This window comes from Streptomyces sp. Y7 (assembly GCF_043195415.1).
In the GTDB taxonomy this organism is placed as follows: Bacteria; Actinomycetota; Actinomycetes; order Streptomycetales; family Streptomycetaceae; genus Streptomyces.
The window spans coordinates 65,439-90,394 of the sequence record NZ_JBIDDQ010000007.1 but is presented as its reverse complement, the minus strand read 5'-3'; the positions used below and the strand labels follow the sequence as shown (position 1 = coordinate 90,394).

Genomic DNA, 24,956 nt, shown 5'->3' with positions numbered 1-24,956 from the left:
GCAGACCTATTAATTATTGATTGCGGGGGTTGATTGATTGGATTGCTGGATTTCGGTTCGTTCTGCTTTCTGTTTTAGTTTTGGCGGGCCGGCTGCGATTCTTCATGGCGGTTTCGTTTTTGTCAGGCATGGAGGCACCACAGTGCCCCTTCTTTTTGCTTGCATAAAGAATGCGGAAAGTGCGGCAGTGCCCCTTGAATTGGTGGAGCGATTTGCGAGAATGGAAAAGTAGGGACGTGGCACAGAGGGTGCGCGTCGCGAATGATCGGAGAGGATCGTGAGCGATCTTCCCGCCAAAGGGGCGAGGGAAAGCAAGCCTGCTGGGGATGTCACAGCAGATGACATGAAGCGGGTGACGTCGGAAGACTTTACGGAACTGCGGAAGATCGCGCGTGGATATTGCCGCACGGTCGACTCCACGCGGTCCCGTAAGCGGATGGACGGCAGTGCAACGGTAGCGCGCGGCGGGTATGCGCTCCACGGAACCGATGACGTGAGCGATGACGTCACGCAGGATGCCGTTTTGCTCTTCACGAAGCGGTTGCGGGACATCATTGCAACCTGTGAGATTTCGGCCGTCTGGGTCGAAAATCGCGAGCCGTGTGCATGGCAGTACGTCCGCAAGGATGGCGAAACGATCGTGGTCACCCGCAAGACACTCCGCTATTGGGCTGTGCGGGACGCCGCCGCGCGGAACGGGTATCGGCTGGATGTGAAGCCGGACCCGGCCGACGGTGCATCGGGCGCACAGATCACGCGTGGCCTCCCGCACGCGGAGAAACTGGCAACGCTGGCCGTGACGCCGTATCTGTCCGGTCAAAGTGAGACGATCTTCCGGTCTGCTTGGGGGGACGGGAGTGACTTCCCGGTCTTGACGAAGATCCTGGACATCGCCAGGGAGGCAGACGATCTCGGTCGCACCAGCGTGATCGGGCGGACCGCGTAGGAACTGTACGGCGGTCCGCGCCATTCGTCCTCCAAGGTGCAGCGCGCGCGTGACGCTGCAGTGGGGGAATGGCATTCGCTCAAGGCATCTTTGGATGCTGTGCGGGACGAGATGGTCTATAGCAGTGCTGATCCTCGCCCTAATTCCTGAAGCGTCAAACCGTCGGGTCCCCCGAGTCGAACGACTCGGGGGACCCGACGGTTTGACCCGGGCTCCCGGAGGATTCTCAAAATTCTTGCCCGTGATCGGTATTCGGGTGGCGTGTCGCTCCGTATATAGGTGAGAGCGCGTTATGGGCGATCGAAAACGTCGCCCCTTCGCTCGCTCTCACTTCTGGAAAGGTCTCCGAATGCTTCCTTCGTGATCGGTAATCGGAGGACTTTCGGAAACGTATTTGAGTGAGGGTGCTCGAAGGTTGCGCTGCTCTCTGATCGTTTGATGAGTCATCAAATTCGATCGTTCGGGGAGCTGATCATGAGCGATGCCACGCTGGTCACCAGCGACTTAATTGAGCTGTATGACGCCGTGTTCACACGGGGTGGATTTACGGTCCGATTCAATGCGGATGGCAAACTTTCCCGGGCGGTATCCGGATTCGCTGTATCCGCGACGGACGAACAGTGGTCCATTCCCGTTGACGTTTCGTTTGCGGATTTCGCGACGTCCGTCGAGCGGCTGCACACCCAGTACCCCACAGCCAACGCGATGGGCGGATGGGTGGACGACGGGCGGTTGTACCTGGATCCGGTCGAGATCATCGAAGACCGATCCAGGGCGGAATCTCTCGGTCGCCTGCGGAGGCAGGTGGCGATCTACGACTTGAGCACCTCCGAGGAAATCCGGCTCTGACCCTGCCCGTGATCAATGGGCCTCAATCGAGGGTCCGTTGCTCGCGGGGAAGGTCAGACCCCGATCTGAGGAGGGATCATGAAGCTCGTCTCACGCGTCAGTGGGAAGGAAATCGCGCCCGGCTCGACGCTCCACATGCAATCCGGCTCGACAGCTGGGCGAGCATGGCGGTTTGCCCACATAGTCGAGCGGCCGGACGGCGATCACCATGTGCACGTTACCGGCCTGGGTGGGAAGTTGGGCGGCGCCCACCGGCAGTACCACCCGGATGTCTTCGGGTGCGAGATCGCGCTTGATGCCACTTGGCGACAGAACGCCTGCAACGCAGTGCGCCACGCGTGGACAAAGGTCGACGACTACCTGCTGGCAGGGCTGTTCGCCTTGGTCCCGCTCGCATTCTTCGAGCACTACCACTGGGCCGAAGCGATCACATCGGCCCTGGGGCTTGGTGCTTGATCTGCCGGGGCATCGGGCGCATCCCCATGGGATGCGCCCCGTTGCTCTTACAGACGAGAGCACGTCCGTTCCGGTCTGCGTACCGGTCCGGATGCGTGGTCTAGGGATTGTGGAGTGGGCATGGAGGCCCAGTATGTTGCCGACTTGATCAATCAGATCAGTTTCCGCCCTGGGTGGGAGTTCCGGGCGGACGTGATGGTTGAAGGGGAGTCATTCGTGATCGTCCAGGCGCTCGTCGAAACCGTCAATTCAGACCGTGACCAGGCGCTCAATGGGTACCCGGAGAGGATTCTCCTCGCGCCCGCTGTCATCTTCGATGCTGATGATTTCGTGACCGCCGATGGCCTGTACGCGGCCATGATTCAGTGGATCATCGACATGGAGATCCACGAGTGCCGGGAATTCTTCCGGGTTGGACCGGACAAACAAGCTCCCTTCCACCCCCACCGTCCGGAAGGGCAGAGCGCGTGGGCCGAGATCGCAACGGATCCCGTCGTGCACGGGACCTGATCGCGAACGGTGTCCGTGATCGCGCTGGGGACGTGGTCGGCTGACTCGCGGTCAGCTGCCTGGTCCTGCTCAACATGAGGCCGGAGCTCTTCGGCGTGCACTGAACCCTTCGTCCCAGCGCGTAGTCCAGCACGAGCCGGTCTCGCGCCGTGTCTGAGACACCCGCACCCCCTCAACTCCCCCCACCCCGGAGGGGGTGCGGGGCAGGACCCGAGGTGTGATCGCCTCGGCCGGCCAACTCGATCCGGCGACTCGTGTGACCTTCTGCCGAATCACCGATCGGTTGCTGCCCAGTGACCGCCGCGCTGGCTCTTCCCACCGGAGCAGCGCGGCAAGCGGGCCCCTCCTTCTCTCTCCTCGGAGGGGCCCCGCGCCACCGTGGGCGGACAGTCGTGCTCAGTTCTGTCGCCCACGGCCTATCCCAGACTCTTCTGCCGTCTCGAGAGGTGTCGCTGTGACGATCGCCGAGCGCGCGGCAGCCGCATGCAAGCTGCTGCACACACGCACGACCAACCTGCCGTTGCCCCACTACACCGCTGCCGACATCGCCCGGGCGGCCGCGCGGCTGGCGGCTCTGCTGGGTATCGACGCGGAACAGGTGCGACCACGGGACAGCTGGAACCGCATCACGCTGCCTGTGGCGCCGCTCACGCTGTACGTGAGTGACCCTGACGATCCCGGCACGCAGTACACGTTTGAGTACTGCGATCCGCGCTACGACGACGAGCCTTTCCTTTTCATGGGCTCCTGCCCGCTCTGCAGGGCCGTCGTGCCGCTCGCCGAAATCCGCACGCTGGCCGATCTCGGCGCGTTCCTGGCGAGCGGTCCGGAGCCTCTGCGGGAGGACCACGTCTTGCCCAGCAGCTATCCCGATGAATTCGACCGGCACCCGGCCCATACCTCGGAGTGCCCGTATCACGAGGGCGACTGCTGAACCGGGACGTCCGGAGCGTCCTATGTCAGCCGCTCACTGCGGCGCTCAACGCCCCGCCCGTGCGCAGCGATCGATGCCGATCGTGCCGGGCGGGGCGAGTCATGTCTGCCCAACTCCCGGAGGGAGGAAGCCATGATCCCGCTCAACGTGTCGCAACTGACGCGCGAGCAGTTCGTCCGCAACATCATCACGGCGTGGCATTCCGCCACTCCGGAACAGAGGCGTCGCGGTCGAGCTTGGTACCGCGGTGCGCACGAACTCGCCGCGAAGATGACGGACGGCAATCCACGAGCAGGTGCAGGTGTCCTGGCCGCGCTGTCTGCGAACAAGTCCTGGTCTGAGAACGTACGTTTAGCGCGGCAGGCATGTGAAGTCGGCCTGACGTCGGGACACTTCAGCGATGCACTGAAGAAGGCGGCCCAGATCATCGAGGGCGCAGACCCAGCCGACGTGCTCCCGATGGAGCGCAAGACCGGCCACTTTTTCCGCCTCATTGCCAATCCGGCCGATCCTGACGCCGTCGTGATCGACCGGCACGCACACGACGTGGCCGTGGGCGTGACGTACGGGCAACGCGACCGCGGGCTGTCCAGCGCCGGACGCTATGCACTGCTGGCGGACTGTTACCACGAGGCAGCCCGGCGGCTGGGCGAGCGGCCCAGCACGGTGCAGGCGGTCACCTGGGTTGCTCACACCGAGGGCATCGCGGGTACGGGCACGCGCGGATCCCTGAAAGCGACGTAATGCACCCGGTTTCCTCAACTGGTGCGCCCCACCAATTGGTTGCGTAGCTCAGCGGTAGAGCGCAGATCTTATAAGTCTCGAGGTCGCGGGTTCGAATCCCGCCGCAACCACTCTGAGTTCCCCAGGAATCCGCAAGCTTCGTATCCCACAGATTCCGGCGGCGTCCTTCTGCATTCCCCGCCGTCGGTTCCCCGGGTTACCGGGGCGGGGCCCTCCCGGCCGTTCGGCCGGGAGGGCGCCTGCATGATCGTCGGCCGGTGCTCATGCACACCGATCTCATACGAACGCGCCCCAGTGGATTTCGCCCAGTTCCTTCGTCTGTAGCAGAGAAAGGGGTCCGATGAACACCGACGTCAATGAGTCCTTCGCGGCACAACGCGCCGACCAGGCAACCGCTGCTCGCAACTGGGAGGAGGAGCTTCAGCGGCGGCTTGCAGCAGGGACGGTGGAACGCCTGTCGGACGGACGTTACCGAGTCCTGACGGGTTGGGACGCCGGAGAGATCCTCAGTGCGCAAGGGCTTCCGCAGCACGGTCTCGACCTCTCGCTCGGGACAGCCGCGCTCTACTCGGCCGTCCCGGCGTGGCACGAGCTCGGAAACATCATTCCCGGAGGAACCAGCGACATCGACAAGGTCCTGGAACTGGGCGGCATCGCCTACCGGGTGGAGAGCGTTCCGGCCCTGTATCCGTGGAACGGAGAAACACGCGTCGACCAGGAGCTGCACCACACCGTGCGTACGGACACCGGTGCCTCCCTGGGGGCGGTCCGCAAGGGCTACGAGATCATTCAGAACCGCCGAGCCTTCGAGTTCCTCCAGCAACTGGTCAACGACCACGAGGCGGTCTGGGAGTCCGCGGGGGCCCTGCGCGGCGGCAAGAAGGTCTTCGTCGCCATGCGCCTGCCTCAGCACGTGGTCGTTGACGCCGAGGGCATCAATGACCGCGTAGTCCCGTTCATCGTGGCCATCAACAGCCACGACGGCAGCTCGTCGTTCCAAGTCGTCGTTACCCCTTGGCGCCCGGTGTGCGGAAACACGGAGCGCCTTGCCGTGGAGCACGCATTCACGCGCTGGAGCATTCGGCACACCCGCCGGGCGACCGACCGTATCCAGGCAGCCCGCCGCACTCTCGGCCTCTCGATCAAGTACTACGACCGGTGGGCGGACGAAGAAACAGCGCTCGCTCGTACCGATCTCGCGATCGACGAGTACAACCGTTTGATCGACACCCTGTGGGAGCCGGACGACACGGCCACCACCCGCAAGACGCGCACCCGCGAAGCCCGCCGCGACCGGCTCCACAGTCTGTTCGCCGAAGAGGCCGAACGCACAGGCCGGACCGCATACGCCGCCGAGCGGGCCGTCACCGACTACCTGGACCACTACGCGCCGATCCGGCCCAGCGCTGCATCCGGGCTGAAGGGCAACAAGCCTGCCGCCCGCGGTCTGCGGCTGCTCGAAGGCACCGACGACGACCTGAAGTCCACGGCCCACCGGCGCCTGATGCTCCTGCGCCAGCGCTGATCCCTCGAAAAGATCAAGGAAGGCCTATGACTTGCAACGATCCCTACCTGCGCCGAGTGCAGGCGACCATCGCCGAACACGGCTATGCCGTGCAGTGCGTCGGTGGTGACGTGGCCTCCAGGCGGCAGCCATTCGCCTACACGGTCGGCCTGCACACCGGTCCCGACCATGACTACGAACTCGCACTCTCCGGACTGGATGCAGACACGTCGACAAGCGTGCTCCATTCCCTCGCCGCCGCGCTCGCCGAACGCCGTCTGAAGCCCGTTGACGGGATGGAGGTCAACGGCGTTCTCTCCAACGGCTACGCGCTTCGCCTCCGATCCGTCAGTCGGCCCGAGGAATTCGGGATCATCAACGCCCTGTACGGCGCCACGCCGCCCGTTTACCAAGCCGTGTGGCCTGACCTGCACCACAGGTTCCCCGGCGATCCCGACTGCCGTCTCACCACGCTCGTTCAGCCGCTCCTCTGAACCGGACACCAGCACTGACAGCCGTGTGGCCCTCTCGGGTTCCGTTCCAGGAGAGGGCCGCCCACTGGGCCGATGCGAAAGGCTGGTCACCGACACCCCAGCTCCAGGCACCTCCAGCTTCCCGAATGCGAGAGACTTCCGGGGAGCCTGGAGGTAGGGACCGTGAACATCGACTTGGCCAAAGCACGCGCCACCGTGCAGGAGCTGGCGGCGGCCCTCGAAGAGCTGGACGGGACGGAAGTGATCGAGAAGCCGACGAGGGAAGCGCGTCGGCAGAACAGCAACACCAGCCGCACTTTGCTGCGTCTGTCCCACCTCGCCAACCGCGCGTCCGTGGAGATCATGGACGAGTACCACGACTTCAAGCAGCGAGATGATCCTCCTCAGGGGAGCGACCACTGAGGTGAACCAAGACACCGAGAGGCTGCTGCTCGACGTCGTCGGCCGGCTTGAGCGCGCCGTCGTCGCGCGCGACTGCCCTGCAATGGTGGCGCTGCAAGGCGACCGCACTCTCGTCCTGTCCGACTACGACTATCTGCGCGACGAAGCGACCGCGGTTGCCTTCGAACTGCGTGCGGCCGGGACAGCTCGGGAAAACCACACCGCTCGCTTTGTCCTCGCCGTCCCACAGGTCTGGGTCGACACCGAAGACGGCGTCTACGCCCGGGCGGTGTCCAATCACCCATTGCGTCAGGGCGAGCGCGAGGTGATCGCGTGGATGAGCTACGACTCCCAGGACGGAGTGGACTACGGCTTCGTGCCCTACACCCGTCGGCCCGACGGCCGGCCGATCTTTGCCGATCCCGAAGTCTTCACTGTCCCTGTCCGGCCGGAGGACAAGGCACCGGGCTGGACCTTGCTGCGCGTCCTGATGCAGGACGGTGCCGAGTCGTCCGAACCGTGAGCGGCCTGCTCTGCCAGGGCACCGCATCATGCTGTGGGGGCATTGGCGCTAGGAGGCCTGCTAGCGCCTGCGTAGTCGTCTCCTGGGTAGCGGTACGGCTCGATCCTGATGTCCGTCCCCGGCCGTGGCACGTCGATCATTTGTCCGCCTCCGATGTAGAGGCCGACGTGGTGGATGCCGCCACCAGGACTGCCGTAGAAGACCAGATCTCCTGGGTGGAGTCGCTGGCCAGCAGCGACACGAGGGCCGGTGTCGAACTGTGCCTGTGCCGTACGGGGCAGGGTGATTCCGGCGGCGGCGTACGCGGCCTTGGTGAGGCCGGAGCAGTCGAAGCCCGCCTCGCCGTTGTCGGGGCCATTGCCGCCCCACTCGTATGGGAGTCCGAGCTGCCCCTGTGCGTAGTTGATCGCTTGTAACGCAGCGGCGGTTGGAGCGGTGTCGGCGCCGAAGCCTGCGCCGCCGGTGTAGGTCTCGGCCTGGGCGAGGACGTGGGAGACGTACGAGTCGTCGTGGTTGTAGGCCTTTATGGCGCGGGGAATGTCCTTGCCGCCTTGTGCGCCGGAGTCGCACAGGTACGCAGCGGCGGCGTAGATCGCGTCGTGGGCGTTGTACGGCGAAGGCGGAGTTGCTCCACCATCGGGCAGCGGATGCTTTGCGACGACGCTCTGGAAGGTGGGCGACATGAACTGCATTGGGCCGCGGGCCCCGGCGTAGTTGGCGCCGCTGTGGACGCCGGGGAGAGCAGAGCGGCCATGATCCGATTCGGTCTTGCCGATGGCTGCGAGGACCGACCAATCCAGGCCAGGGCATGTTGTTGCCGCGTCCATGTACAGGGCGAGATAGCCGGCGGGGACGTCGGTGAGTGCTGCCTTGCTGGGCTGGGTTGTGTTGCTAAAAGCGGACAAGAGGCCGCTGGCGCCGGCTCCACCGAGGAGTGCAATCAGTGCCAGCAGGCCGAGGGCCGTAGCAGTGATCTTTCGCATCGTCGATCACCGTGATGGGCGGCGGTCTGATGGCCTTGGAGGCAGAGGGGAGGGCGGATGAAGACCACGGGCGGGGTCACTCCCACCGGCCAGTGCAGGGTCGCTTGGTGAACTGCCCACCGCTGGCAAATAGGGCCAGACGTTGGACAGTTCGGCGAGTCGAAGGCGGCGAAGGGAGGGCTGGCGGATGTCCAGGGGCTGCCAGCGGGCTGCGGTGGGGTCGTTGTCCCGCCCGCCGGTGAAGTCCGCGCTGGAGGTGGCCGCCGGAACCAGCGAGGGGTCGTCAAGGTTTGCGAGGGCGCTCGCGAGCGCGCGGCGAACGCTGGTTTCCCGACGGGTGGTTGGGACCCAGACCAGGACGGGAGTGGTGATGCCCGTGCTCGTGGCCAGCTTGGCGTACGCGGCGAGTTTGCGGCCGAGTCGGTCCGGGCGCTCGGTGCCGAAGTCGAACTCCAGGAACCATTCGAGCGCGGTGCGCGGGGAGCCGCTCGCGTGCCAGAGGCCGTACGCGTCCGGGCGGACGATGTCTCCGAAGTGCTTGGCGCAGCGTGTCTCCGACCACCACACAACGAGTCGGCCGGAGGGGCCTGGATGGATGGATCGTGCGACGAGGGCGCTGAAGAAGCCGTTGGTGCCGACCGTGTGGGCCAGGTGCAGGGAGTAGGCGATGCCGATGGCGCGGTCGTGGCGATACTCCAGATCGCGAAGCTCGAGACCGTCCTCGCGGGCGAGCAGGGCAGCTCCGGCAACGTCCAGCACATAGTGCATGGGCGCGGTTCCGTATGTCACGAAAGGCTGGAAGCGGTCGATCACGCGCCACTGGTACAGCCTCAGCAGCCGAAGGTTGGCGGCGCGCACCGAGGGCCAGGCCATTTCGGCGATCTGGTGTGTCGTCAGGACCCGGTGCTCGTGGAGCATGCGGGCCAGCCACCTGTCCCGCTCGGTGAGTCGTGCGGCGAGGCGGGCGACGTAGCCACTGGTGGAAGCGGTGCGCTGGCTGGGGCGTGGAGCCTGGTGCCCGCGGAGAGAGCGTTGCGGTGTGGGATTGGTGATCAAGACCGTGCACCTCCAGACAGGGCAGGGTGGGCTTGAAACCGGGGCTTTGGTTCTCATGTGCGGCGGCGCGGGTCCGTGGTCGGCCCGGCGGCGCCGTTGCGTGTGGGGGAGGGCTGCCGCGGGCGGGCGCTTCTGCGGGCAGCGGCACGGATCCGTTGGGCACGGCCTGGGACCGGCGGCGGCAGCGGTTCGGTGACCGCCGTGAAGGCGGGTGCTTCGGCGCCGCGCAGGACCGGACGCACCACCACGTGGAAGGCGTCGAGGTTGGATAGGTCGTGGGCGTTCAGGCGCGGCTCGGTGTGCCGGGCGAGGTGGCGAGCGTCCTCCGGCGAGGCATTGAAGAAGATCTTGGTGCGGGCGTTGGTGCTGATGCCCTCCTCCAACTCCTTGGGAAGCTGCCGGAGGTACTGGTGAGCCAGCGTCATCGACAGCCGATAACCACGTGCTTCGGCGAGCATGTCCTCAAGCGGGTAGGGCAAGTTGAGGAAGTTGTGCGCTTCGTCCACGTATAGTCCGGCGTCCTGGCGCTGGCTTTGGGGGATGCGGGCGCGTCGGGTGGCGGCCTGCCAGGTGCGGGCGACCACGATGGAGCCCATCAGGTGAGCGGTCTCTGTGCCCAGGGCGTCCTTGGCGATGCGTACCAGGCAGATTCCGCCGTCCAGTACGGCGTCCATGTCGACGGTGGACGCCCCACCTGCGATGGCAGCACGGACGAATGGGCGCAGGAGGACGCCGCGGAGCTTGTTCATCAGGGGTGCGGTGACCTGGGCACGGAACGGGCCGGACAGGGTGTCGTACCAGGACCAGAAGTCCCGCAGGATGTCGTCGTCGATCTGATTGACGGCACGCTGTCGGAAAGCCGGAACTGCCAGTAGTTTGGGCAAGTCGGTGAGCACAGGCATGCCGCCCTGCGCGCGGAGGGTGAGCAAACCGGCGCGAAGGATGTCGTCGGTGCGCGGGCCCCAGGAGGAGGCGTAGACGCGGGAGAAGATCGACACGAGATTGTCGACGGTCCGCGCGACGTCGGCGCCTTCGAGAGGGTTGAGGATGGGCGGGCGGGCCTTGCTGTCGGCGTCGAAGAGCACCACCTTGTGCCCGAGCTCCTCCGGCAGCCGCATCAAGAGGTCGGTGATCAGGTCGCCCTTGGGATCGATGACCACCACGCCGCGGCCGGCGTTGGCGTCTGCCAGGATCATGTGGGCCATCAGCTCGGACTTGCCCGAGCCGGTTGCACCGAGGATGTGCACGTGGTGCCGGGCGTCCGGCACGCGAAGACCCACCTGGCGAGGGCGGCCGGTGTCGGTGACGCCGATGGGCCGGGTGCCTGGACCCCCGGTGGCGATACCGGGTGCGGGCGGGACGGCGCGTGCGCCGGCGCGCTGTAGACCGGGAATGGCCTCGTCCCACGGTAGATGGGCCACCGTGGCAAGTTCCTGGATGCAGAGCAAGTCACCTTTGTCCAGGCGCCGTTCGTTGACATATGACCGCGGACGACGCAGCCGGGCGCGTCGGTAGTAGTTGTGTTCCGTGAACGTGGCGAACGCGCTCGCGATGGCATGGCTCCGGCCACGCAGACGGTCCCGCACCGCAGCCTGTCGTGCTGTACCCGTGCCGGTTGGTTCGGTCGCGGTAACGGCATAGCGAATGCGGGTTTCGTACGGGGCACCGCGTTGCTTGGCGACAATCGCCTTGTCCTCGGCCGACGTTTCGATGGCCGTCTGGCGGTCCTGCACCGGGCCGGTGCGACGGGAGCGAGGAGTGCGGTACCCCGGGGTGCTCAGGTCCAGCAAGCGACTGACGGGGCGAACGGGATGTCCGGCGCGCACCCGCCGGGCAGCCCGGCGAGCCTTGGCGATCCGATGTCCGGTGACGGGCCGAGCCAGGACCTGGACCAGCGCCTGCTCGTTCGCGCCGAGGCCGACCGGTGCGCCGAGCAGGGCGCGGATGGGGTCGGAGGGGAAGGCCGTGCGGATGGGCAGGGCTTCCGGACGAGCCAAGCGCAATTCGCCGCCGACGATCTGCGTGCCGTGTGAGGCCGCACGGATCGGCGGCTGAGCGGGCGCGGTACGGGTACGGGCGCCGGGCCACGCCGCCTCGACCGCGCGCTCAACCAAGCCCGGCGGGATGACCCCCGGCACCCACAGGCGGATGCGGATTGACTCGCGGTCGAAGACGTACTCCCAGGCCAAGTGGGGCTGACCGAGCAGGCGGCGGCGCCATGCGGGCCGCAGTAGTCCGAGTAGGTTCGCCCACAGGGCTTCGGCGCCTGCCGGGTCGGCGCTGGGCGGTGGCAGTACGGCGACGATCCGAGCGTCGGCGTTCAGGATCCGGCGGCAGCGGAGTCGCCACCACCAGCGTGCCCAGGCGATCCCGGCAGCGGCGAGTACCAGGGCAGCGCCCGCGAAGGGCCACCACACGCTGACCCACCCGACGGCGTCGCCGACGATTGCACGTACGGTGCCGCCGGGATCACGCAGGTACTTCTCCAGTAGAGAGTCCGGGTCCTTAGGGGCCACTGCCGCGAGCGAGGGCAGCGGGATGTGGCCGTTTCTCATGACAGGGGCCTCCGGGAGAGAGCGCGGGCAGTGATCAGGCGGCTCGTCTGTGACGCTCCGCGCTGGAGCCCTGGCCGGACTCGGGCGGAGCAGACTGGGCCCTGGCGATTCCATGGACGAGTCGCAGACCACGCTTCTCGCGCCTGATGCGGCGTTCGGCGTCGACCTCGGCCTGCCAGGAACGGAACGTGCGGCCGCCGAGCCGTTTGAGGAAGTGCGGGATGCGGTTGGCGGGGATGCCGACGAGGCGTGGGCCGAGAACCGCGAGCAGGTCGCTGGCCTCCTGCGAGTGCCAGCCGGCTGTGGCAATGGCGTCCTCGTCGGGGAAGACGTCCGCCACACGGTCGCGGTCGATGTCGAGCGCGGCGTCCTGGGTTCCGCCGTAGCTGTAGACCCACGCGAAGTTGTCCGGTGGGTCCGGCTCCACCAGGGCCCTGAACCGGGCCACTTCCTTCGTGTAGGCGTAGAAATTGGTGTCTGGCCGTGCGCGCATGATCCGCAGCCATGCGAGCAGGTACGCGTCGGAGAAGAAGTCGCCCGAATCATGGATCCGTACCCAGGTTCGGAGGAACTTCCGGCGCCCGAGTTCGGCGACCATTGCGCTTTCCCAGCCGGGCAGGTCGTCGAGGACGAAGCGGAGGTTGGCGTGGTGCTTGGCTCGGACGGTGGGCCAGGTGTAGGTGCCGTGTCGCGCGTAGCAGACGTAGCGGCAAATCCCGGCTGAGGGACACGTGTTGTAGGTCTTGCCGTCCGGAAAGCGGCCGGCCCATGCGGGCAGCGTCCAGTTCCAGACGCCGATCGCGCGCAACTCGCGATTCTGAGTGAGTAGTCGCGCGGGCGGCTTGGGAGCAGGAGTGGGCACCTGTGCGTGAGGCGACATGATGACCTCTCGGGAGAGTCAAGGCAGGTGGACCGGCACGGCAGTTATGTGGGCCGGTCGGCAAGTGGTGACGATGAGCCGTTCAGTCGGCGTCGAGATCGACTTCGAAGCCGGGGGTGTCGTCCTCCGCGTCGATCTGGGCGTCGGTCACCTCGAGGTCGAGGAATGACGCCTCTGAATTCGTGGCTGTGGCGCTGTCCGCGTACGCAGCCAGCTCGGCCGGATTCGTGGTGACCAGGTAGTGCTCGGTCGGCGAAGCCAGCGCTTGGAAGGCGACTCGCTGGGTCCCGGCAGAGAGGAGCCCTTGACCGCGGTCGGCCGTGAGCAGGAACTGCCTCTCACCCTCGGATAGATCGAACGTCCGCACGATTTCGTCGATGGCCTGCGGGGCCTGGCGCAGCAGGATCTGGGTGGCGGCGTTGGCCACGACCGCCTTGCTCAGGTCGGATCCGAGGACGTCGGCCGTGTCCTGGGTGGCTACCGTCAGTCCGGCCCAGTGCTTACGGGACGCCTTGGCCATCCGGAACAGGAAATCCGCCCCGGCTGGTTCCTTCATCAGCAGCCACGCCTCGTCCACGGTCACCAGCCGGGGGCGGCGCAGGGTCGGATTGGACACCTGACGCCAGACGGCATCCAGGGTCAACAGGGTCCCGATCGCCTTGAGTTCGTCTGCCAGGTCGCGCAGCGAGAAGACGACCAGATGGCCCTCCGGCCGGGTCGTTGTAGGACCGTCGAACAGTCCCGAGAAGGCACCACGGGTGAACGGGTGTAGGCGGGTTGCCAACTCGGCTGCAGTCCGGTCCTTGGAGCGGTGCAGTGTGGCGGCGAGGTCGGCCAGCAAGGGCGCGGACCGCGTCCAGGTCCGAGGGTCGGCAGTGATGCCCGCTCCCTGGTAGGCCGAGGTGATGGCCCGGTCCAGCGTCGCCCGCTCGGTCGGTGTCAGCCCCGAGCCGAGCAGCACGGCCAGGACGGTGTGCAGGAACAATGCGCGGCGGACCAACGCATCTTTGGACGCGGTGCGACGTCCGTCCGGGCGGGTGTGGATGGGCAGGTCGAAGGGGTTGAGACGTACGTCTTCGGCGCCGAGATGGACGTACGTGCCGCCTACCGCTCCTGCGAGTCGTGCGTACTCGTCCTCGGGATCGATCACGTAGTTCTCGATGCCGCGGTAGAGCGAGCGCAGCAGTTCCAGCTTGACTAGGTAGGACTTGCCGGCTCCGGAGCGGCCCAGGACGACGGAGTTGTGGTTGTCCAGGGCGAAGCGGTCCCAGTGGACGAGGCCTTGGCTGCCGACGTTGTGGCCGTAGAGCACGCCGGACGGGGCAGCGACCGAGGTGGGATCGGGCGGCGGCAGGTCAGGACTGGTGAACGGAAACGCAGCGGACAGCGCCGAGGTGTCGAACGTGCGGCGCATCTTGATCAGATCCAGGCCCATCGGCAGGCAGGTGACCCAGGCCTGGAGGCTGCGGTACGTCGTCGGCTTGGCGTCCAACAGCAGACTGGCCGCCAGCGCCCGCACGGCAGCGATCTCGTCCGCCAACTCCTCGCGGCTGGTGGCGTGGACGGTCAGATACAGGCCGAGTCGATAGAGCTTGCCCTCGCCCCGGGCGACGCGGGCGGAGAGGTCGTACGCGTCCTCGGTGGCCGCCTCGACCTCAGGGTCGATGAGACGGCCGTGCTCGTGAGTGTGGCGCCGGCCGGACTCGAGCTTGGCGAGCTGGCGCTTGAGTCGCTTCGCTGCGGTGACCGGGTCGATCGGCTCGATGTGCATGCTGACGTCGACCCGGCCTGGGTAGGTCAGCAGCGGCTGCAGCCAGCCCGGGTGCACTTCGCGCGGGTAACCGGTGATTGCGAACGAAGCCGCGTGCTCGCCGCCGACTTCCAGGTGACGGGGCGCCACGCGCAGGGAATCCGGGACGAACGCTCCGGCATGCTCGCGGCTCGGAGACCGAAGTCCGTGGCGGCCGACGCGTGCATGGGAGCGCCTCACTGTGATTCCCTCCCTGGGCTCCAAGCGGAGGGAGTCTCCCGAGGACTCGGCCAGTCGTCTTCCGCGACCGCGGCGGTGGTGATGACGTCCTCGGCACCGGCGATGGCGGAGCTGGGCGGTAGGAGGCTGTCGGGGTTGCAGGCGGCGGCGAGCACTGCTGTCGCCTGACCGGCGTCCAGCGGCGTGACGACGACGCCGATTGGTCCGAGCAGTTCAACTGCTTCGGTGAGCCGACGGACCAGGCGTGCTTCGGCAGCGCGCCGAGCGGCGGGCTCCTCCTCTGAGTCCTCGGGTGCGGCTTTCGCAGGGCGGGTGAGGATGGCCAGTGGTGTGCCGCTGCCGAGGGCGCCGGCTGTGGGGCGACTGCTGAGCGGTTCACGCAGGATGAGCAGGACCTGTCGGCACAAGAGGTCAGTGCTACGGCCGAGTTGGGTCAGGTAGTCGGCGTGCTCGCGAGCAGCGGTTTCCAGAGCGGCGTGCGGCAACGACGGGGCACAGCACAGCAGTTCGTCGATCTGGGCGGACAGGTCGAGTCGTTCGGCACGGACGAGGACCTGAACAGGAGCCGTGAGCGAGTGTAGGTACCGGCCAAAGGCGGTCACCAGCGAATCTTGTTCGGCCGGTGTGCGCAGGGCGAAGTTGACGGTGCTGCACACCGCCACCATGGCGACCCCGTCAGTGCCAAGATCGATCATGCCGGTCTCGCTGACGCCCTCGGCCGGCAACTGCACCGCAGTCAACGCAGCGCCCTCGACCGGCAGTTCCGACTCGTCCAGCTGGCGAGTGAGCCAGTGCGGCGCCGGGTGAATGCCTTCCGGTGCTGCCACTTGGACGCGGGGCATCATGCGTTGGCGTAGGGCGGCGACAACCAACCGGTCGAGCGGCAATCCGTCGCGCTTGCCCACGGCCAGGAGGACCGCACTCGCTGCGAGGGGGAGGGCGGGGATCAAAAAGATCGGCGCAGGGATGAACGTACGGGTGAGGGTCCAGGATCCGTACAACACGATGCCCGTGACGGCGAGAATCAGCAGTTGGTGAGCGGTCAAGTTGGCCAGGACGGTGTCCTCGCGGTCGACGTCGGCGGGGATGCGCACGGGCTGGGTCATGAAGGCTCACCTCCTGGAGGAGCGCCGCCTGTGGGGCGCCTGGTCGGGGACGTGTGGGGCGGTGATGAGCGGAAGTTGCCCGGTGTCGGCGGGGCGGTGGTGTGTGGCAGGCGAGTGGGGCTGGGCCTGGGCACTGGTGGTCGGAACGTGGCAGGGGCTGGGGGAGTGGCGGCGCGGCGGGGCGGAATCCGCGGCTGCAGCGAGGGTTCCTGGAAACGCGACGGGACTGGACCAGATGCCCTACCGGCCGCTCTGCGAGTCGGGGCGGGCCAAGTGCCTTCTGGCCCTTGGAAGATCGGCTGGCCGGGCGGGCGCGTCGGCCGTGGCCGCGACGTCGTCGGTGGTGACACAGCGTTGGCCGAAGGCGGGTCTCCGGGAGATCGGAATTCCGGCATCGGTGGCGGGCCCGCCGCTGGAGCGATCGGCTGGAGTGTCGCGTCGGTTGAGGGAACGGGTTGGAGGAAGTGCGGCTGCCCGGGTGGTTGCAGCCGTCCGCCACCGGGTCGGCCGGCCGGGGCCGAAGAGGGACCGGAGCCGCCACGACGGGGGGATTGCCTGAGGACGGCCCAGAGCCGGACGGTCGGGGTGAGCGCGATGCTCCGCCCGTGCCGGTGGATGGCGGTGGTGTTCGGCCCCCGCCGCTGCGGGTAACCGCGCGTGCTGTACGCCCGCCGCGCAGAAGTCCGAGCGTCTTGTACATCACGTATGCGCGGACCACGCTCCCTACGAAGGAGCGGCCGTGGCTGAAGCGGATCGATCCCAGGATCCAGAACGGAATCTTGAAGACGATGTACATCAAAGCCAGCGTGATGAGCACGTTGGCCAGCCCCTCGTCGGTCAGCCCGAACAGCCCGGTGGAGCCGAACCCGCCGGGAGTCAAGAACACCCGTATACCGGTGATCAGAGCCAGGGACTGCGCGACCTGGATGGCCAGCACTCCGGCGAAGGCTTTCCACCACCAGCGAGCGATGCCATCCGTCTGCGGCAGGGCGTGGCAGATCAGAGCCAGAGGAGCGGCGACGATCAGAATCACCGTCAGGGCCACGCGGACGACGTACGTGAGCAGCAGGCCCACCAGGACCACGATGACGACGACCCACATCAGAATTGCGAAGAGGTTGCCGCTGTCGGAGCGGAAGGCACTCAGCACGAAGTCGCGTAGGGCGGGTCCGGCGGTATCCGCGTTGACTCCGCCACCGGTGGCAGCGTGAGAGAGCGCGTTGGCCAGGTCAACGGCCTTGCCTGCGACAAACAGAGACAGTGCGGCGGCAAGGAAGCCGAGGGGAATCCGCGGCGCGATCTCTTTGATCGAGTAGCGGGTCTGCACTGTTTCGTGGCCCATCACCACGACACCGGCGATCGATACCAGCAAGGCATAGCAGGCGAGAGCGATCTGCCAAGAGTTGGTCCACAGCGCGCTGACACGCGGCATGGACGTGGGGCTGGGTGTGGTCAACAACGTGTCGCTGATCAGGTTCAGAAGGGGATTGAGCGCGAACTTGATCACCGACTTGAAGAAGCCGGTGATCGCACTGCTGATGCCCTTGGCGATCCAACCAGCCACGCCGCCCGTGCCGTCGCCCTCGGGGACCTGGGCAGGAGGCATGGTTCCCGCCGTCGGGACTGGCGAGGCCGTGGTAGTGGTACCGGGCTGGGGAACGCAGTCGGGCCCCGAGCACGACGACGGAGGCGCTGACGCCGTAGGGGTGGGACGGCTGGGGGTGGTTGCGGTTGGCGCCGGGCCGGGGCTTGGACTCGGATCGGCGTAGGCGGAGACCACCGAAGCCAGCACCGCGAGGACGACCATGCCGAGCAGGAGGCTACGGCACCAACGGCGCCTCCGGCCGCGGGCGACAGCACGAGGTGAGTCCGATGCCCGCGGCTTTCCAGTGGTGTAGGGACGATGGGAAAACGCGGCGCTGGCTTGGACGGTGGACATCAGGCCCCCACGATCCCTTTGAGGATCTCGACCACCAGCGGGGCCAATGCCGCCAGTGCGTATCCCCAACCGGCGCTCTTGAAGGCCGTTTTGGCCTTCTCCACCTCGCCCGGGTCGCCCCCGGCCATGACGTAGCGGACACCGCCAATGGACAGGAACACCGTGGCGAGGCCAGCCAGAATGCCCGTGATCCAGTTGCGGATGTTGTTCAGTACGGCGTTGACCGACTCCGCGAGGGCCAGGACTTGGGTGGACTCGGCGGCTTGAGCCGAGGTGAGGATGACAGCGAGCACCAGAACGGTCAGACCGGCGAGCAGTAGCGCCCGGCATATCCAGCCGCAGCGAGGTTCGTGCTCGTGACGGCCGCTGGCATCCGTAGGGGTACGGGCGCGGCGACGGACCAGCGGGGTCAGGCGCATCGGGGCACCTCCGAAGACGAACGGGACGCAGGGGCGGGTGTGGATCCCCTGCATGCGAGAAGGCGCGATTCGGCTGCTCGTTTGGACATTGCCGCGTCAGATTTCGCACGGGGCCGCGCCGCATCGTCATGCCTCTCGGTGGTGACGCGGCGTGACGGTCGTGTCGAGCGAGTGGACGGGGCAGGGGCCAGCCCGGCGGCGACGTTCGAGGCGACGGGGTCGTCGGGGTCGGTCGTGGCGGCCTGCTCGCGCAGGAAGGCCACCAGGCGCCGCTCGGCGCGTCGGCGTGCCTTGTAGGTCGCCCCGGTAGTCATCTGGTGGCGGTCGGCCCAGACCGGGATGGAGACCTCCTCCAGTCGGGTCTCACCGATGAGATTGGCCTCGGTCCGGGTCAGGACCGACTGCCGGACCGCTCGCGCCAATACCAAGTCCGGGTGGCCCCATGGCGGCTTCGGCGGAGTCGATCGGAACTCGCCGGCCACGGGCATGGGTGCGTCCAGCGACTCGGACAGCGCCGCGAATCCCGCGCGATAGGCCGCCCATCGCAGCCGAACCAGAATCCGCGGCCGGTCCACATCGATCTTCGTGAGGGCGCCGAGGAACCCCGAGAGCACTTCGGAATGCAGGTCAAACGCATCACCCGGGAACCGGGCCGCCAACCAACGAGCCACCCCGGCCAGCGCCGGTAGCGCCATTCCAGCGCACGCGAGTGTCCACGGCGCGCCGTGCTCGCGGGACTGCCGCACCAGGTGTGCCCAGACCTCGTCCCGTGTGCGACGCGGGCAACGGCGCCGCATCATCCTGTCCCGCAACTCATCCAGTGGGATGCGTCGATTGGGTAGCCCCGCGTACTTCCGGCCGTCCACGGAGAGCGGCTGCGGGCCGGTTACCAGCAGCGCGAAGCACTCCCGTGCGGTGTCCAACGGCAGTGGTTGGCTGGCCGAGCAGGCGTAGCGGCCGTGCTGCTTGTCGGGCATGTCCATAGCCCCTTCACGAAGCGAAGAAATGACGCTTCAAGGAAGGCACTCGGCCGACAAGAAAAGGACAACAGGCTGAAATGGGGATCTCCGTGTAGGAATTACCTTTTCACTAAGACGCGCCTAAAGAACACTCAGGTTGAGCGGGGGTGCTAGGCGCTCCGATTGGAGTGGGAGCGTGGTCCTTTAGTAGGGACGTAGTAGCCCCTTAAGGGCCTCTGACCTGCGTGTCACATGCCGTCCCGATGTTCCCATACGTGCTGGCTTCTACGCACCACTCCGGTTCTAGGCGGCAGGCTGGAGAACAGAATCGTGCCTTTTAGGATTTGTCATGAGGGGACCGTCGAGGAAGATTTCGAGACCTTGAGGCGTGGTGTCCAAAAAGGCCTCGATCCACGGCCTCGTGTGGTGACCACGCACTGCTGGGACCCCGCTATAGAGGAGCCGGACATGGAGATACAACTTCGCCGGCGGTTTGTGCACCGCGCTTGTATGTCACTTGCCGAGCAACAGCCGCGTCATCTTCTCGAATGCAGCCGAGCACGTACACGCCGACTCCAACGAGGCCAGCGCCCGAACTCCGTCTGGCCGTTTGCCCAGCACTTCAACCCTCCTGGCGACACCTTTGTCTTTGTCGTGGTCACGCGCACCTGGCCTGGACACTGGCTGATGCTCATGGCCCCACCCGCCGACTACCGTGCACTGACGGGTGATCAAGACGATTCGCGCTCTCGGACCGCGGGTGGACTACTTCTCGCGCTCATCAAGGCGGTAGGGGCAGTAAGCCGACCCGGCTGCACCGCGGACGTCGCTGTAGTCGATCCTGGCACTGGGATCTGCCGTACCGAGGATGCCTTGCGGCCCCGGCCAGAGTCGGGGGACCGACTCTCAACCGAGTCGGTCCCCGCAGCCCCGACGTACTGCAGGGCGATTTGGCGTCGTAGCGGATCGATCGCAGTCGGCGCGGATCACTATGACGCGGTCATGATTCCCGTCGACCCGCAGCATTTGGACTGGGCTCCGGACGTCCCGTGCGGTCGTCTGCTGAAGCCGACCGGCGCCATCACCCTCATCACGCACCGTGACTGCAAGCGCGGCAGGTTGATGGATCCGCTCGGTCTTCTGGCCCATGTCGACCGGAGCGGCAGCATGGTCCTGCTCGACCGCGTCGTGCTGGTCCAGGTACTTCTCCAGGGCGGCGCTGACGTCGTCCACGATGTGTTTGTTTTCTACGGCCTGGCGGAGGCAGCCCGAGTGGTCCCTCTCCCTGCCGCGACACCATTGCCTGGTTCTGCTCCCACCTCGATTTCGCAATGCAACCCATCGGGTGAGCTGGACTTCGGCCACGACAATCGGGATGCACGGCAGCGGAGCGCAGCGTGATGGCCGGCTACCTGGATCGACTCACTGCGGGTTTGCCAACAGCTTGGGCGGGCTTTCTGCTGGACTGGGATCGTTCGTTGCGGGCGGGGAACTATCCGGAGACCACCCGTTACAACTACCTCCTGGCCGCTTCCCAGTTGGCGCACTACTTGGGAGAGGATCCTGACGAGATCGACGCAGGAGATGCGGCGCTGGATCCGACCGAGGTGGCGCGGGCTCATGTCGAGTCCTTCCAGGCATGGATGGTGAAGACCCGCTCTGCTTCCACGGCGCTGAACAAACACAAAGCGTTGCAGCAGTTCTTCAGGTGGCTGCGCGATGACGAGGAGGAGATCGCCCGATCGCCGATGGACCGGGTCAAGCAGCCCAGGACAGCCAAGAAGCTGGTGCCGGTCCTCCCGGAGCAGGACACGGCACGCATCCTGGGCGTCTGCAAAGGAAAGAGCTTTGCCCAGCTTCGCGACGAGGCGATCATCAGGCTCTACTACAACACCGGCGCTCGTCTCTCAGAAGTCGGCAACCTGACGCTCGACGACATCGACATGGCCACGGACTCCGTCCGCTACCACGGTAAGGGCGGAAAGGACCGACGGGTGAGGTTCGGCCCCCGTACAGGCCGAGCGCTGAGTCGATACTTGCGGGCACGCGCGAAACACAAGGGCGCCGCACTTCAGGAGCTCTGGCTGGCGGAGAGAGGCGTCCGAGGGCTCGCACCGAACGGCATCAAGCTGATGCTGAAGCGACGCGGCCGTGCAGCAGGCGTCGCCGACGTCCATGCCCACCGCTGGCGGCACACCTTCGCTCATGAGTGGAAACGAGCCGGCGGCGACAGCGGCGATCTCATGCTGTTACTTGGCTGGGCGTCGGACGATATGCCACGTCACTACGGCGCCAGTGCGGCCGCCGAGCGTGCCCGGGAAACCCATCTCAGGATGGGCATCGGCGAAAATGTCTGAACCTCGTCCCAAGCGGCCTGCTTCGGGGCAGGCAGCGCGGCGACGGAGCTACCAGGCAAGGGCAGCCGCGCATGCGTCCTGGGCAAACACCACTGATCGCACTGCACGCACGGCTCCCGGTACGACGGCGTTCCTGGGCCGGTTCGAACGCCAGGTAGACCCGGAAGGGAAGTTGCCCCCAGACGTCCGCAAGCAGATGGCGCAGAGCGCGAGGACCGCGTACATGCTCAGACTCGCCCGACTCTCGGCTGAGGCACGTCGGCGCAAGCGCCAGAGGGCGTAGCGCACAGACCTCCTCATTCGGCTGAGTAAGTAGGTGTTGTCTTTGAGATCTTGAGAGATGTGCGTCGAACGGTAGTCCCGATTGGGTGGTCGCGAGGCGCTGGGAGCAAACGAGTAGGGCCTCCTAAACAGCTCGTTGGTGTCGAACTCACTGAGCAGCAGGAGGGCCCTGGTGCCGCAGTGTTCCGCGTCGAGGGCCGGGCAGTCCAGCTCGATCGCCCGGGAGTGTGACTGTCTGGCTCACCAGTTCGAAAACGCTGCCGACAACGAGTCCGGGCAGCCGCGCTATCCGACGGATACGACGGACGTGGAGTGGGCGGCCATTCGGCAGTTGCTGCCGGGGCCGGGCTGGATGCCTGGCCGGGAAGGCCAGCCGGAGGCGTACTGCCACTACGGCGTCCTCTGGGCATGCCGACTCCGCGTGATCCGACGCCGGATGAGCTCGAGCCGTATCTGAAGGGCTGGAGTCCGCACCGGCCCGAGCGGTGGGCTGGGCGATGACGTTTGAGGCGGAAATGGTGCGTGGGACTCTCGTTTGAATGAGTGCCGTGCCCTCGCGGTGCTGAAAGGATCGCAGCCGAAACGCTGCCAATGGTCACCTGTGAATAGCTGCCAGAATCCTCGCACTCTGTATCGGGACTAGTGCGTAAAGATACTCTTGCGCCGTGCCGGGTGAAGAAGAGCACGTGAAGGGCGCCGAGGCGGTGCAGCGGGTCAAGCGGTGGCTCGAAGGCACCATGCGCGTGTCGCAGTCATACACCAACATCGATGGTGCGTGGGCAAGGAAGCTCACCCTGCGGTGGCCGAATGGGAACGAAAACCCCTTCTCGTACGACCTCGGCGGGGTGATGCGGGGCGGCGAATGGGACGGTCAGATGTTCTGCGCCGAGGTGAAGTGGCGGAAGAACGCGAGCGACCAGGGTCCCGCATACAAGAGTTTCCTGGCCAAGTGCTACGTGGCACTGAGCCAGGAGTACATGCTCGGAGACCACTACATGTGGATCAGTTGGGCGCCCTTCCGAGCCAAAGACTGGGATCTGCTCACCAGCCCTCAGATGATCCGCGAGGCCGTGCTTGCTGAGTCGCTGCGGATCTTCGGCATCGAGGATCCGGAAGCGGCTGCCGAGTCGATCAAGGACGAGCTGGTGGAGGACTTGTCCGAGCGGCTCTGGCTGGTCGTGATGTCAGAGAAGCAGGAGAAGCTGGTCCCGCTGGACGACTGGCGTGGAGTCGTCGCCAACTTCTACAACAGCCAGGGGAGGTCGTCATGGTGACGCCGGTGGCGCCGGAGATCGACAGCGCTCTCGACCACCCTGATCCGCGGCAAGCGGTCGAGCGTGTCAAGGATGTGGTTCAGCGGCGTCTTCTGGACGTTTACCCAACCGCGCGGATCGTGCGGACAGACTTCTTCAACCACACCTACGTTCCGGACCTGCTGATGACGTGGAGCTCCGGCACCCGGAAGTCCGAACGGCGCGTCTACCTTCGCGCGTCCTCTGATCCGGAACTCCTGGCATCGGATGTTCAGCTCTTCGAACCTGACCAGCAGCCGCTGGTAGTGCCACTTGCCCACCTCGGATCCGGGCCTTCACGAGACCAGTTGGAAACCATCGCCGAGGAGCATCACACCCTTGTCCTCGATCCCTCCGGACTCGGTGCACTGCCCACGCGTACCCCTACGCGGACGCCGACCGCTCTGGCGTCTGACGCGATCGTCGAAGGCGGTCGCGGCATCATGGGGGAGCGTCAGGTGGAGCGCTTCCTGCAAATGGTCGGCTCGGGCGTGGAGGCGGCGCGCGAGGGCCAAGCCGACCCCACTCGCCTGGCTCTCTCAGAAGTCTCACGCCACACCGTGCCTGATGTGTCGCGCCGCATGTCCACGCTGATGGCGGCCATGTGGCAGGGCAGCGGCCGGTCGTTGTCCGAGTTCCCGGCCAATGTGCCCCACCAGACCTCCCTCGACGAGACCTCGCTGAGCTTGCTCCTCTCCTCTCCGGAGATCACGGATGAGGCCTTCTGGCGTCGCATCCGACCGCTCGTGGACGCCAAGACGCTGCTGCGAAGCGACATCACGGACACCCCCAACCTTCAACGGTTGATGCGCAGCGCAGTGCAGGCGTGGAAGGGACACGTGTGCATGGTGGTCGAACCGGAGACGGTGAGGGCTGGTGGTGCGTGGCGCTGGGTCATCGACGGTGGGCATCTCGGTCTACGCGGCCCCGGATTCGTGGCCTTCCTGGCCGCCAGCCGTAAGGATCTCGATGCTCCAGAGGAGTACGAGGCGCCCCTGTTGGCTGAGGTCCGGGAGCGGGCCGCCAGGTTCGCCATCCCCCTGACGTCAATCCGGATGCTGATGACCAACCGCAGCATCGGTTACGACGCCCCGGGCGAGGACGTCACCCATGATCCGCAACTCGACGGGATCAGTGCCGCGTTGGGACAGGAGGAGGGTGTGGTCGAAGCGCAGGCCCTCACCCCTACCCGCATTCCTCTGCGGTGCAATTTTGTCAGCAGGACCGCCAGCCCGCCGGGAGCGAGGGCACTCGTTCCGTATACCGAACTGCTGGGGACAACTCTTCGGCTGGTCCTGGGCTTGGACGCCGAGGAAGCGGCACAACTTGAGAACTTGCTCGACTCGGGCGAGCCGGCTCCAGCTCGTTGGGAGCAAGCGGATCTCTTCGACGGCTAATGCCGTAGAGCCGGGACTTGCGTGGTTCCGTCGGCGAGTTCGGCCTGCTCGCGCCGTATGAACTAATCGACGCAGGCGCCGACTTGATTGCGGCGATTCAGGCTTGGGGGTCAAGGGGGCGCAGCGCCCACAGGCGCACTCCGCGGCCGGTGCCGACACACGCACGGGAGCCGTCCGGGGGCACCACCAGGCTCCGCACGCTGCCCTCGACTCCGGACAACCGGGTCGCATCGGCCGGAACCCATCCGCAGTCCAGTACCGCCCGGCTCGCGCGGGTGAGGGCGCTCAACTCGCGGAGCGCGCGACTCTCAACGGGGTCGGCAGGCGTCCATCCCGCCCTGTCCAGCATGCGGACGATCGGCGCTCCCCAGGTCGGCGGTGCCGCGAACGCCAGCCGCCA

Annotated in this window: 23 protein-coding genes and 1 tRNA gene; 16 read left to right on the top strand and 8 right to left on the bottom strand. The window is 66.4% G+C overall.

Going from position 1 to position 24,956, the window contains the following annotated elements; translation table 11 throughout:
* Window positions 1-277 precede the first annotated feature (277 nt).
* From ACGFW6_RS19780 to ACGFW6_RS19730, 11 genes are all read left to right on the top strand, one after another.
* Window positions 278-946, top strand: coding sequence for a hypothetical protein (locus ACGFW6_RS19780; protein ID WP_393511114.1), 669 nt, complete (start codon window positions 278-280; stop codon window positions 944-946).
* A 474-nt stretch (window positions 947-1,420) separates the two neighbouring features.
* Window positions 1,421-1,795: a hypothetical protein gene (locus ACGFW6_RS19775; RefSeq protein ID WP_393511111.1), complete on the top strand. Its 375-nt coding sequence runs from the start codon at window positions 1,421-1,423 to the stop codon at window positions 1,793-1,795.
* Between the two features lie 78 nt (window positions 1,796-1,873).
* Window positions 1,874-2,251 (top strand): hypothetical protein, encoded by a 378-nt coding sequence (locus ACGFW6_RS19770; RefSeq protein WP_393511108.1) that lies wholly within the window; start codon window positions 1,874-1,876, stop codon window positions 2,249-2,251.
* A 120-nt stretch (window positions 2,252-2,371) separates the two neighbouring features.
* Window positions 2,372-2,761, top strand: a complete 390-nt coding sequence (locus ACGFW6_RS19765; protein WP_393511105.1) for a hypothetical protein — start codon at window positions 2,372-2,374, stop codon at window positions 2,759-2,761.
* A 454-nt stretch (window positions 2,762-3,215) separates the two neighbouring features.
* Complete coding sequence (locus ACGFW6_RS19760; protein WP_393511102.1) at window positions 3,216-3,695, top strand: hypothetical protein; 480 nt, start codon at window positions 3,216-3,218, stop codon at window positions 3,693-3,695.
* A 132-nt stretch (window positions 3,696-3,827) separates the two neighbouring features.
* Window positions 3,828-4,439, top strand: a complete 612-nt coding sequence (locus ACGFW6_RS19755) for a hypothetical protein (RefSeq protein WP_393511099.1) — start codon at window positions 3,828-3,830, stop codon at window positions 4,437-4,439.
* Between the two features lie 37 nt (window positions 4,440-4,476).
* A tRNA-Ile gene (locus ACGFW6_RS19750) sits at window positions 4,477-4,549 on the top strand.
* 230 nt (window positions 4,550-4,779) lie between these two features.
* Window positions 4,780-5,964, top strand: a complete 1,185-nt coding sequence (locus tag ACGFW6_RS19745) for a DUF932 domain-containing protein (protein ID WP_393511096.1) — start codon at window positions 4,780-4,782, stop codon at window positions 5,962-5,964.
* Window positions 5,965-5,990: 26 nt separating this feature from the next.
* A complete protein-coding gene (locus ACGFW6_RS19740; RefSeq protein ID WP_393511093.1) occupies window positions 5,991-6,437 on the top strand; it encodes a DUF4262 domain-containing protein in 447 nt (148 codons plus the stop codon).
* Window positions 6,438-6,599: 162 nt separating this feature from the next.
* The gene (locus ACGFW6_RS19735; RefSeq protein WP_393511090.1) at window positions 6,600-6,839 is read left to right on the top strand and encodes a hypothetical protein; all 240 of its coding nucleotides are present in this window, start codon (window positions 6,600-6,602) and stop codon (window positions 6,837-6,839) included.
* Between the two features lies 1 nt (window position 6,840).
* Window positions 6,841-7,341, top strand: a complete 501-nt coding sequence (locus tag ACGFW6_RS19730; RefSeq protein ID WP_393511087.1) for a hypothetical protein — start codon at window positions 6,841-6,843, stop codon at window positions 7,339-7,341.
* 26 nt (window positions 7,342-7,367) lie between these two features.
* On the opposite strand, the gene ACGFW6_RS19725 is transcribed toward ACGFW6_RS19730, so the two are convergent.
* The 6 genes from ACGFW6_RS19725 to ACGFW6_RS19700 all read right to left on the bottom strand — a co-directional run bounded on the left by ACGFW6_RS19725 (window position 7,368) and on the right by ACGFW6_RS19700 (window position 15,911).
* On the bottom strand, window positions 7,368-8,324 hold the full coding sequence (locus ACGFW6_RS19725; protein ID WP_393511084.1) for an NlpC/P60 family protein: 957 nt from the start codon (window positions 8,322-8,324) through the stop codon (window positions 7,368-7,370).
* A gap of 6 nt (window positions 8,325-8,330) precedes the next feature.
* Window positions 8,331-9,242 (bottom strand): replication-relaxation family protein, encoded by a 912-nt coding sequence (locus tag ACGFW6_RS19720; RefSeq protein WP_393511081.1) that lies wholly within the window; start codon window positions 9,240-9,242, stop codon window positions 8,331-8,333.
* A gap of 191 nt (window positions 9,243-9,433) precedes the next feature.
* Window positions 9,434-11,935, bottom strand: coding sequence for a type IV secretory system conjugative DNA transfer family protein (locus tag ACGFW6_RS19715; protein WP_393511078.1), 2,502 nt, complete (start codon window positions 11,933-11,935; stop codon window positions 9,434-9,436).
* A 34-nt stretch (window positions 11,936-11,969) separates the two neighbouring features.
* A complete protein-coding gene (locus tag ACGFW6_RS19710) occupies window positions 11,970-12,815 on the bottom strand; it encodes a hypothetical protein (protein ID WP_393511075.1) in 846 nt (281 codons plus the stop codon).
* Window positions 12,816-12,897: 82 nt separating this feature from the next.
* Window positions 12,898-14,715, bottom strand: coding sequence for a VirB4 family type IV secretion system protein (locus ACGFW6_RS19705; RefSeq protein ID WP_393511072.1), 1,818 nt, complete (start codon window positions 14,713-14,715; stop codon window positions 12,898-12,900).
* Between the two features lie 86 nt (window positions 14,716-14,801).
* The gene (locus tag ACGFW6_RS19700; RefSeq protein WP_393511069.1) at window positions 14,802-15,911 is read right to left on the bottom strand and encodes a PrgI family protein; all 1,110 of its coding nucleotides are present in this window, start codon (window positions 15,909-15,911) and stop codon (window positions 14,802-14,804) included.
* Window positions 15,912-16,650: 739 nt separating this feature from the next.
* On the opposite strand from ACGFW6_RS19700, the gene ACGFW6_RS19695 reads away from it, so the two are divergent.
* A complete protein-coding gene (locus ACGFW6_RS19695) occupies window positions 16,651-17,073 on the top strand; it encodes a hypothetical protein (RefSeq protein ID WP_393511066.1) in 423 nt (140 codons plus the stop codon).
* Between the two features lie 776 nt (window positions 17,074-17,849).
* On the opposite strand, the gene ACGFW6_RS19690 is transcribed toward ACGFW6_RS19695, so the two are convergent.
* Window positions 17,850-18,269: a pilin gene (locus ACGFW6_RS19690; RefSeq protein WP_393511063.1), complete on the bottom strand. Its 420-nt coding sequence runs from the start codon at window positions 18,267-18,269 to the stop codon at window positions 17,850-17,852.
* Window positions 18,260-19,246: a hypothetical protein gene (locus ACGFW6_RS19685; protein ID WP_393511060.1), complete on the bottom strand. Its 987-nt coding sequence runs from the start codon at window positions 19,244-19,246 to the stop codon at window positions 18,260-18,262. Before ACGFW6_RS19685 ends, ACGFW6_RS19690 begins: the two co-directional genes overlap by 10 nt.
* A gap of 984 nt (window positions 19,247-20,230) precedes the next feature.
* Here ACGFW6_RS19685 and ACGFW6_RS19680 point away from each other — a divergent pair.
* From ACGFW6_RS19680 to ACGFW6_RS19665, 4 genes are all read left to right on the top strand, one after another.
* Window positions 20,231-20,629 (top strand): hypothetical protein, encoded by a 399-nt coding sequence (locus ACGFW6_RS19680; RefSeq protein ID WP_393511057.1) that lies wholly within the window; start codon window positions 20,231-20,233, stop codon window positions 20,627-20,629.
* A complete protein-coding gene (locus ACGFW6_RS19675) occupies window positions 20,629-21,585 on the top strand; it encodes a tyrosine-type recombinase/integrase (protein WP_393511054.1) in 957 nt (318 codons plus the stop codon). The genes ACGFW6_RS19680 and ACGFW6_RS19675 overlap by 1 nt, the downstream gene beginning before the upstream one ends.
* A 947-nt stretch (window positions 21,586-22,532) precedes the next feature.
* On the top strand, window positions 22,533-23,141 hold the full coding sequence (locus tag ACGFW6_RS19670; protein WP_393511051.1) for a hypothetical protein: 609 nt from the start codon (window positions 22,533-22,535) through the stop codon (window positions 23,139-23,141).
* Window positions 23,135-24,556 carry a hypothetical protein gene (locus tag ACGFW6_RS19665; RefSeq protein ID WP_393511048.1) on the top strand — a complete coding sequence of 474 codons (1,422 nt, stop codon included), beginning with the start codon at window positions 23,135-23,137 and terminating at the stop codon, window positions 24,554-24,556. Before ACGFW6_RS19670 ends, ACGFW6_RS19665 begins: the two co-directional genes overlap by 7 nt.
* Window positions 24,557-24,956: the final 400 nt, after the last annotated feature.

What these genes read in the sequence shown, in the direction of transcription:
- ACGFW6_RS19775 (WP_393511111.1), top strand. Translation starts at nt 1,421, where the DNA reads ATGAGCGATGCCACGCTGGTCACCAGCGACTTAATTGAGCTGTATGAC.
- ACGFW6_RS19770 (WP_393511108.1), top strand. Translation starts at nt 1,874, where the DNA reads ATGAAGCTCGTCTCACGCGTCAGTGGGAAGGAAATCGCGCCCGGCTCG.
- ACGFW6_RS19765 (WP_393511105.1), top strand. Translation starts at nt 2,372, where the DNA reads ATGGAGGCCCAGTATGTTGCCGACTTGATCAATCAGATCAGTTTCCGC.
- ACGFW6_RS19755 (WP_393511099.1), top strand. Translation starts at nt 3,828, where the DNA reads ATGATCCCGCTCAACGTGTCGCAACTGACGCGCGAGCAGTTCGTCCGC.
- ACGFW6_RS19745 (WP_393511096.1), top strand. Translation starts at nt 4,780, where the DNA reads ATGAACACCGACGTCAATGAGTCCTTCGCGGCACAACGCGCCGACCAG.
- ACGFW6_RS19740 (WP_393511093.1), top strand. Translation starts at nt 5,991, where the DNA reads ATGACTTGCAACGATCCCTACCTGCGCCGAGTGCAGGCGACCATCGCC.
- ACGFW6_RS19725 (WP_393511084.1), bottom strand. Translation starts at nt 8,324, where the DNA reads ATGCGAAAGATCACTGCTACGGCCCTCGGCCTGCTGGCACTGATTGCA.
- ACGFW6_RS19720 (WP_393511081.1), bottom strand. Translation starts at nt 9,242, where the DNA reads ATGCTCCACGAGCACCGGGTCCTGACGACACACCAGATCGCCGAAATG.
- ACGFW6_RS19715 (WP_393511078.1), bottom strand. Translation starts at nt 11,935, where the DNA reads ATGAGAAACGGCCACATCCCGCTGCCCTCGCTCGCGGCAGTGGCCCCT.
- ACGFW6_RS19710 (WP_393511075.1), bottom strand. Translation starts at nt 12,815, where the DNA reads ATGTCGCCTCACGCACAGGTGCCCACTCCTGCTCCCAAGCCGCCCGCG.
- ACGFW6_RS19700 (WP_393511069.1), bottom strand. Translation starts at nt 15,911, where the DNA reads ATGACCCAGCCCGTGCGCATCCCCGCCGACGTCGACCGCGAGGACACC.
- ACGFW6_RS19690 (WP_393511063.1), bottom strand. Translation starts at nt 18,269, where the DNA reads ATGCGCCTGACCCCGCTGGTCCGTCGCCGCGCCCGTACCCCTACGGAT.
- ACGFW6_RS19685 (WP_393511060.1), bottom strand. Translation starts at nt 19,246, where the DNA reads ATGCCCGACAAGCAGCACGGCCGCTACGCCTGCTCGGCCAGCCAACCA.
- ACGFW6_RS19680 (WP_393511057.1), top strand. Translation starts at nt 20,231, where the DNA reads ATGATTCCCGTCGACCCGCAGCATTTGGACTGGGCTCCGGACGTCCCG.
- ACGFW6_RS19675 (WP_393511054.1), top strand. Translation starts at nt 20,629, where the DNA reads ATGGCCGGCTACCTGGATCGACTCACTGCGGGTTTGCCAACAGCTTGG.
- ACGFW6_RS19665 (WP_393511048.1), top strand. Translation starts at nt 23,135, where the DNA reads ATGGTGACGCCGGTGGCGCCGGAGATCGACAGCGCTCTCGACCACCCT.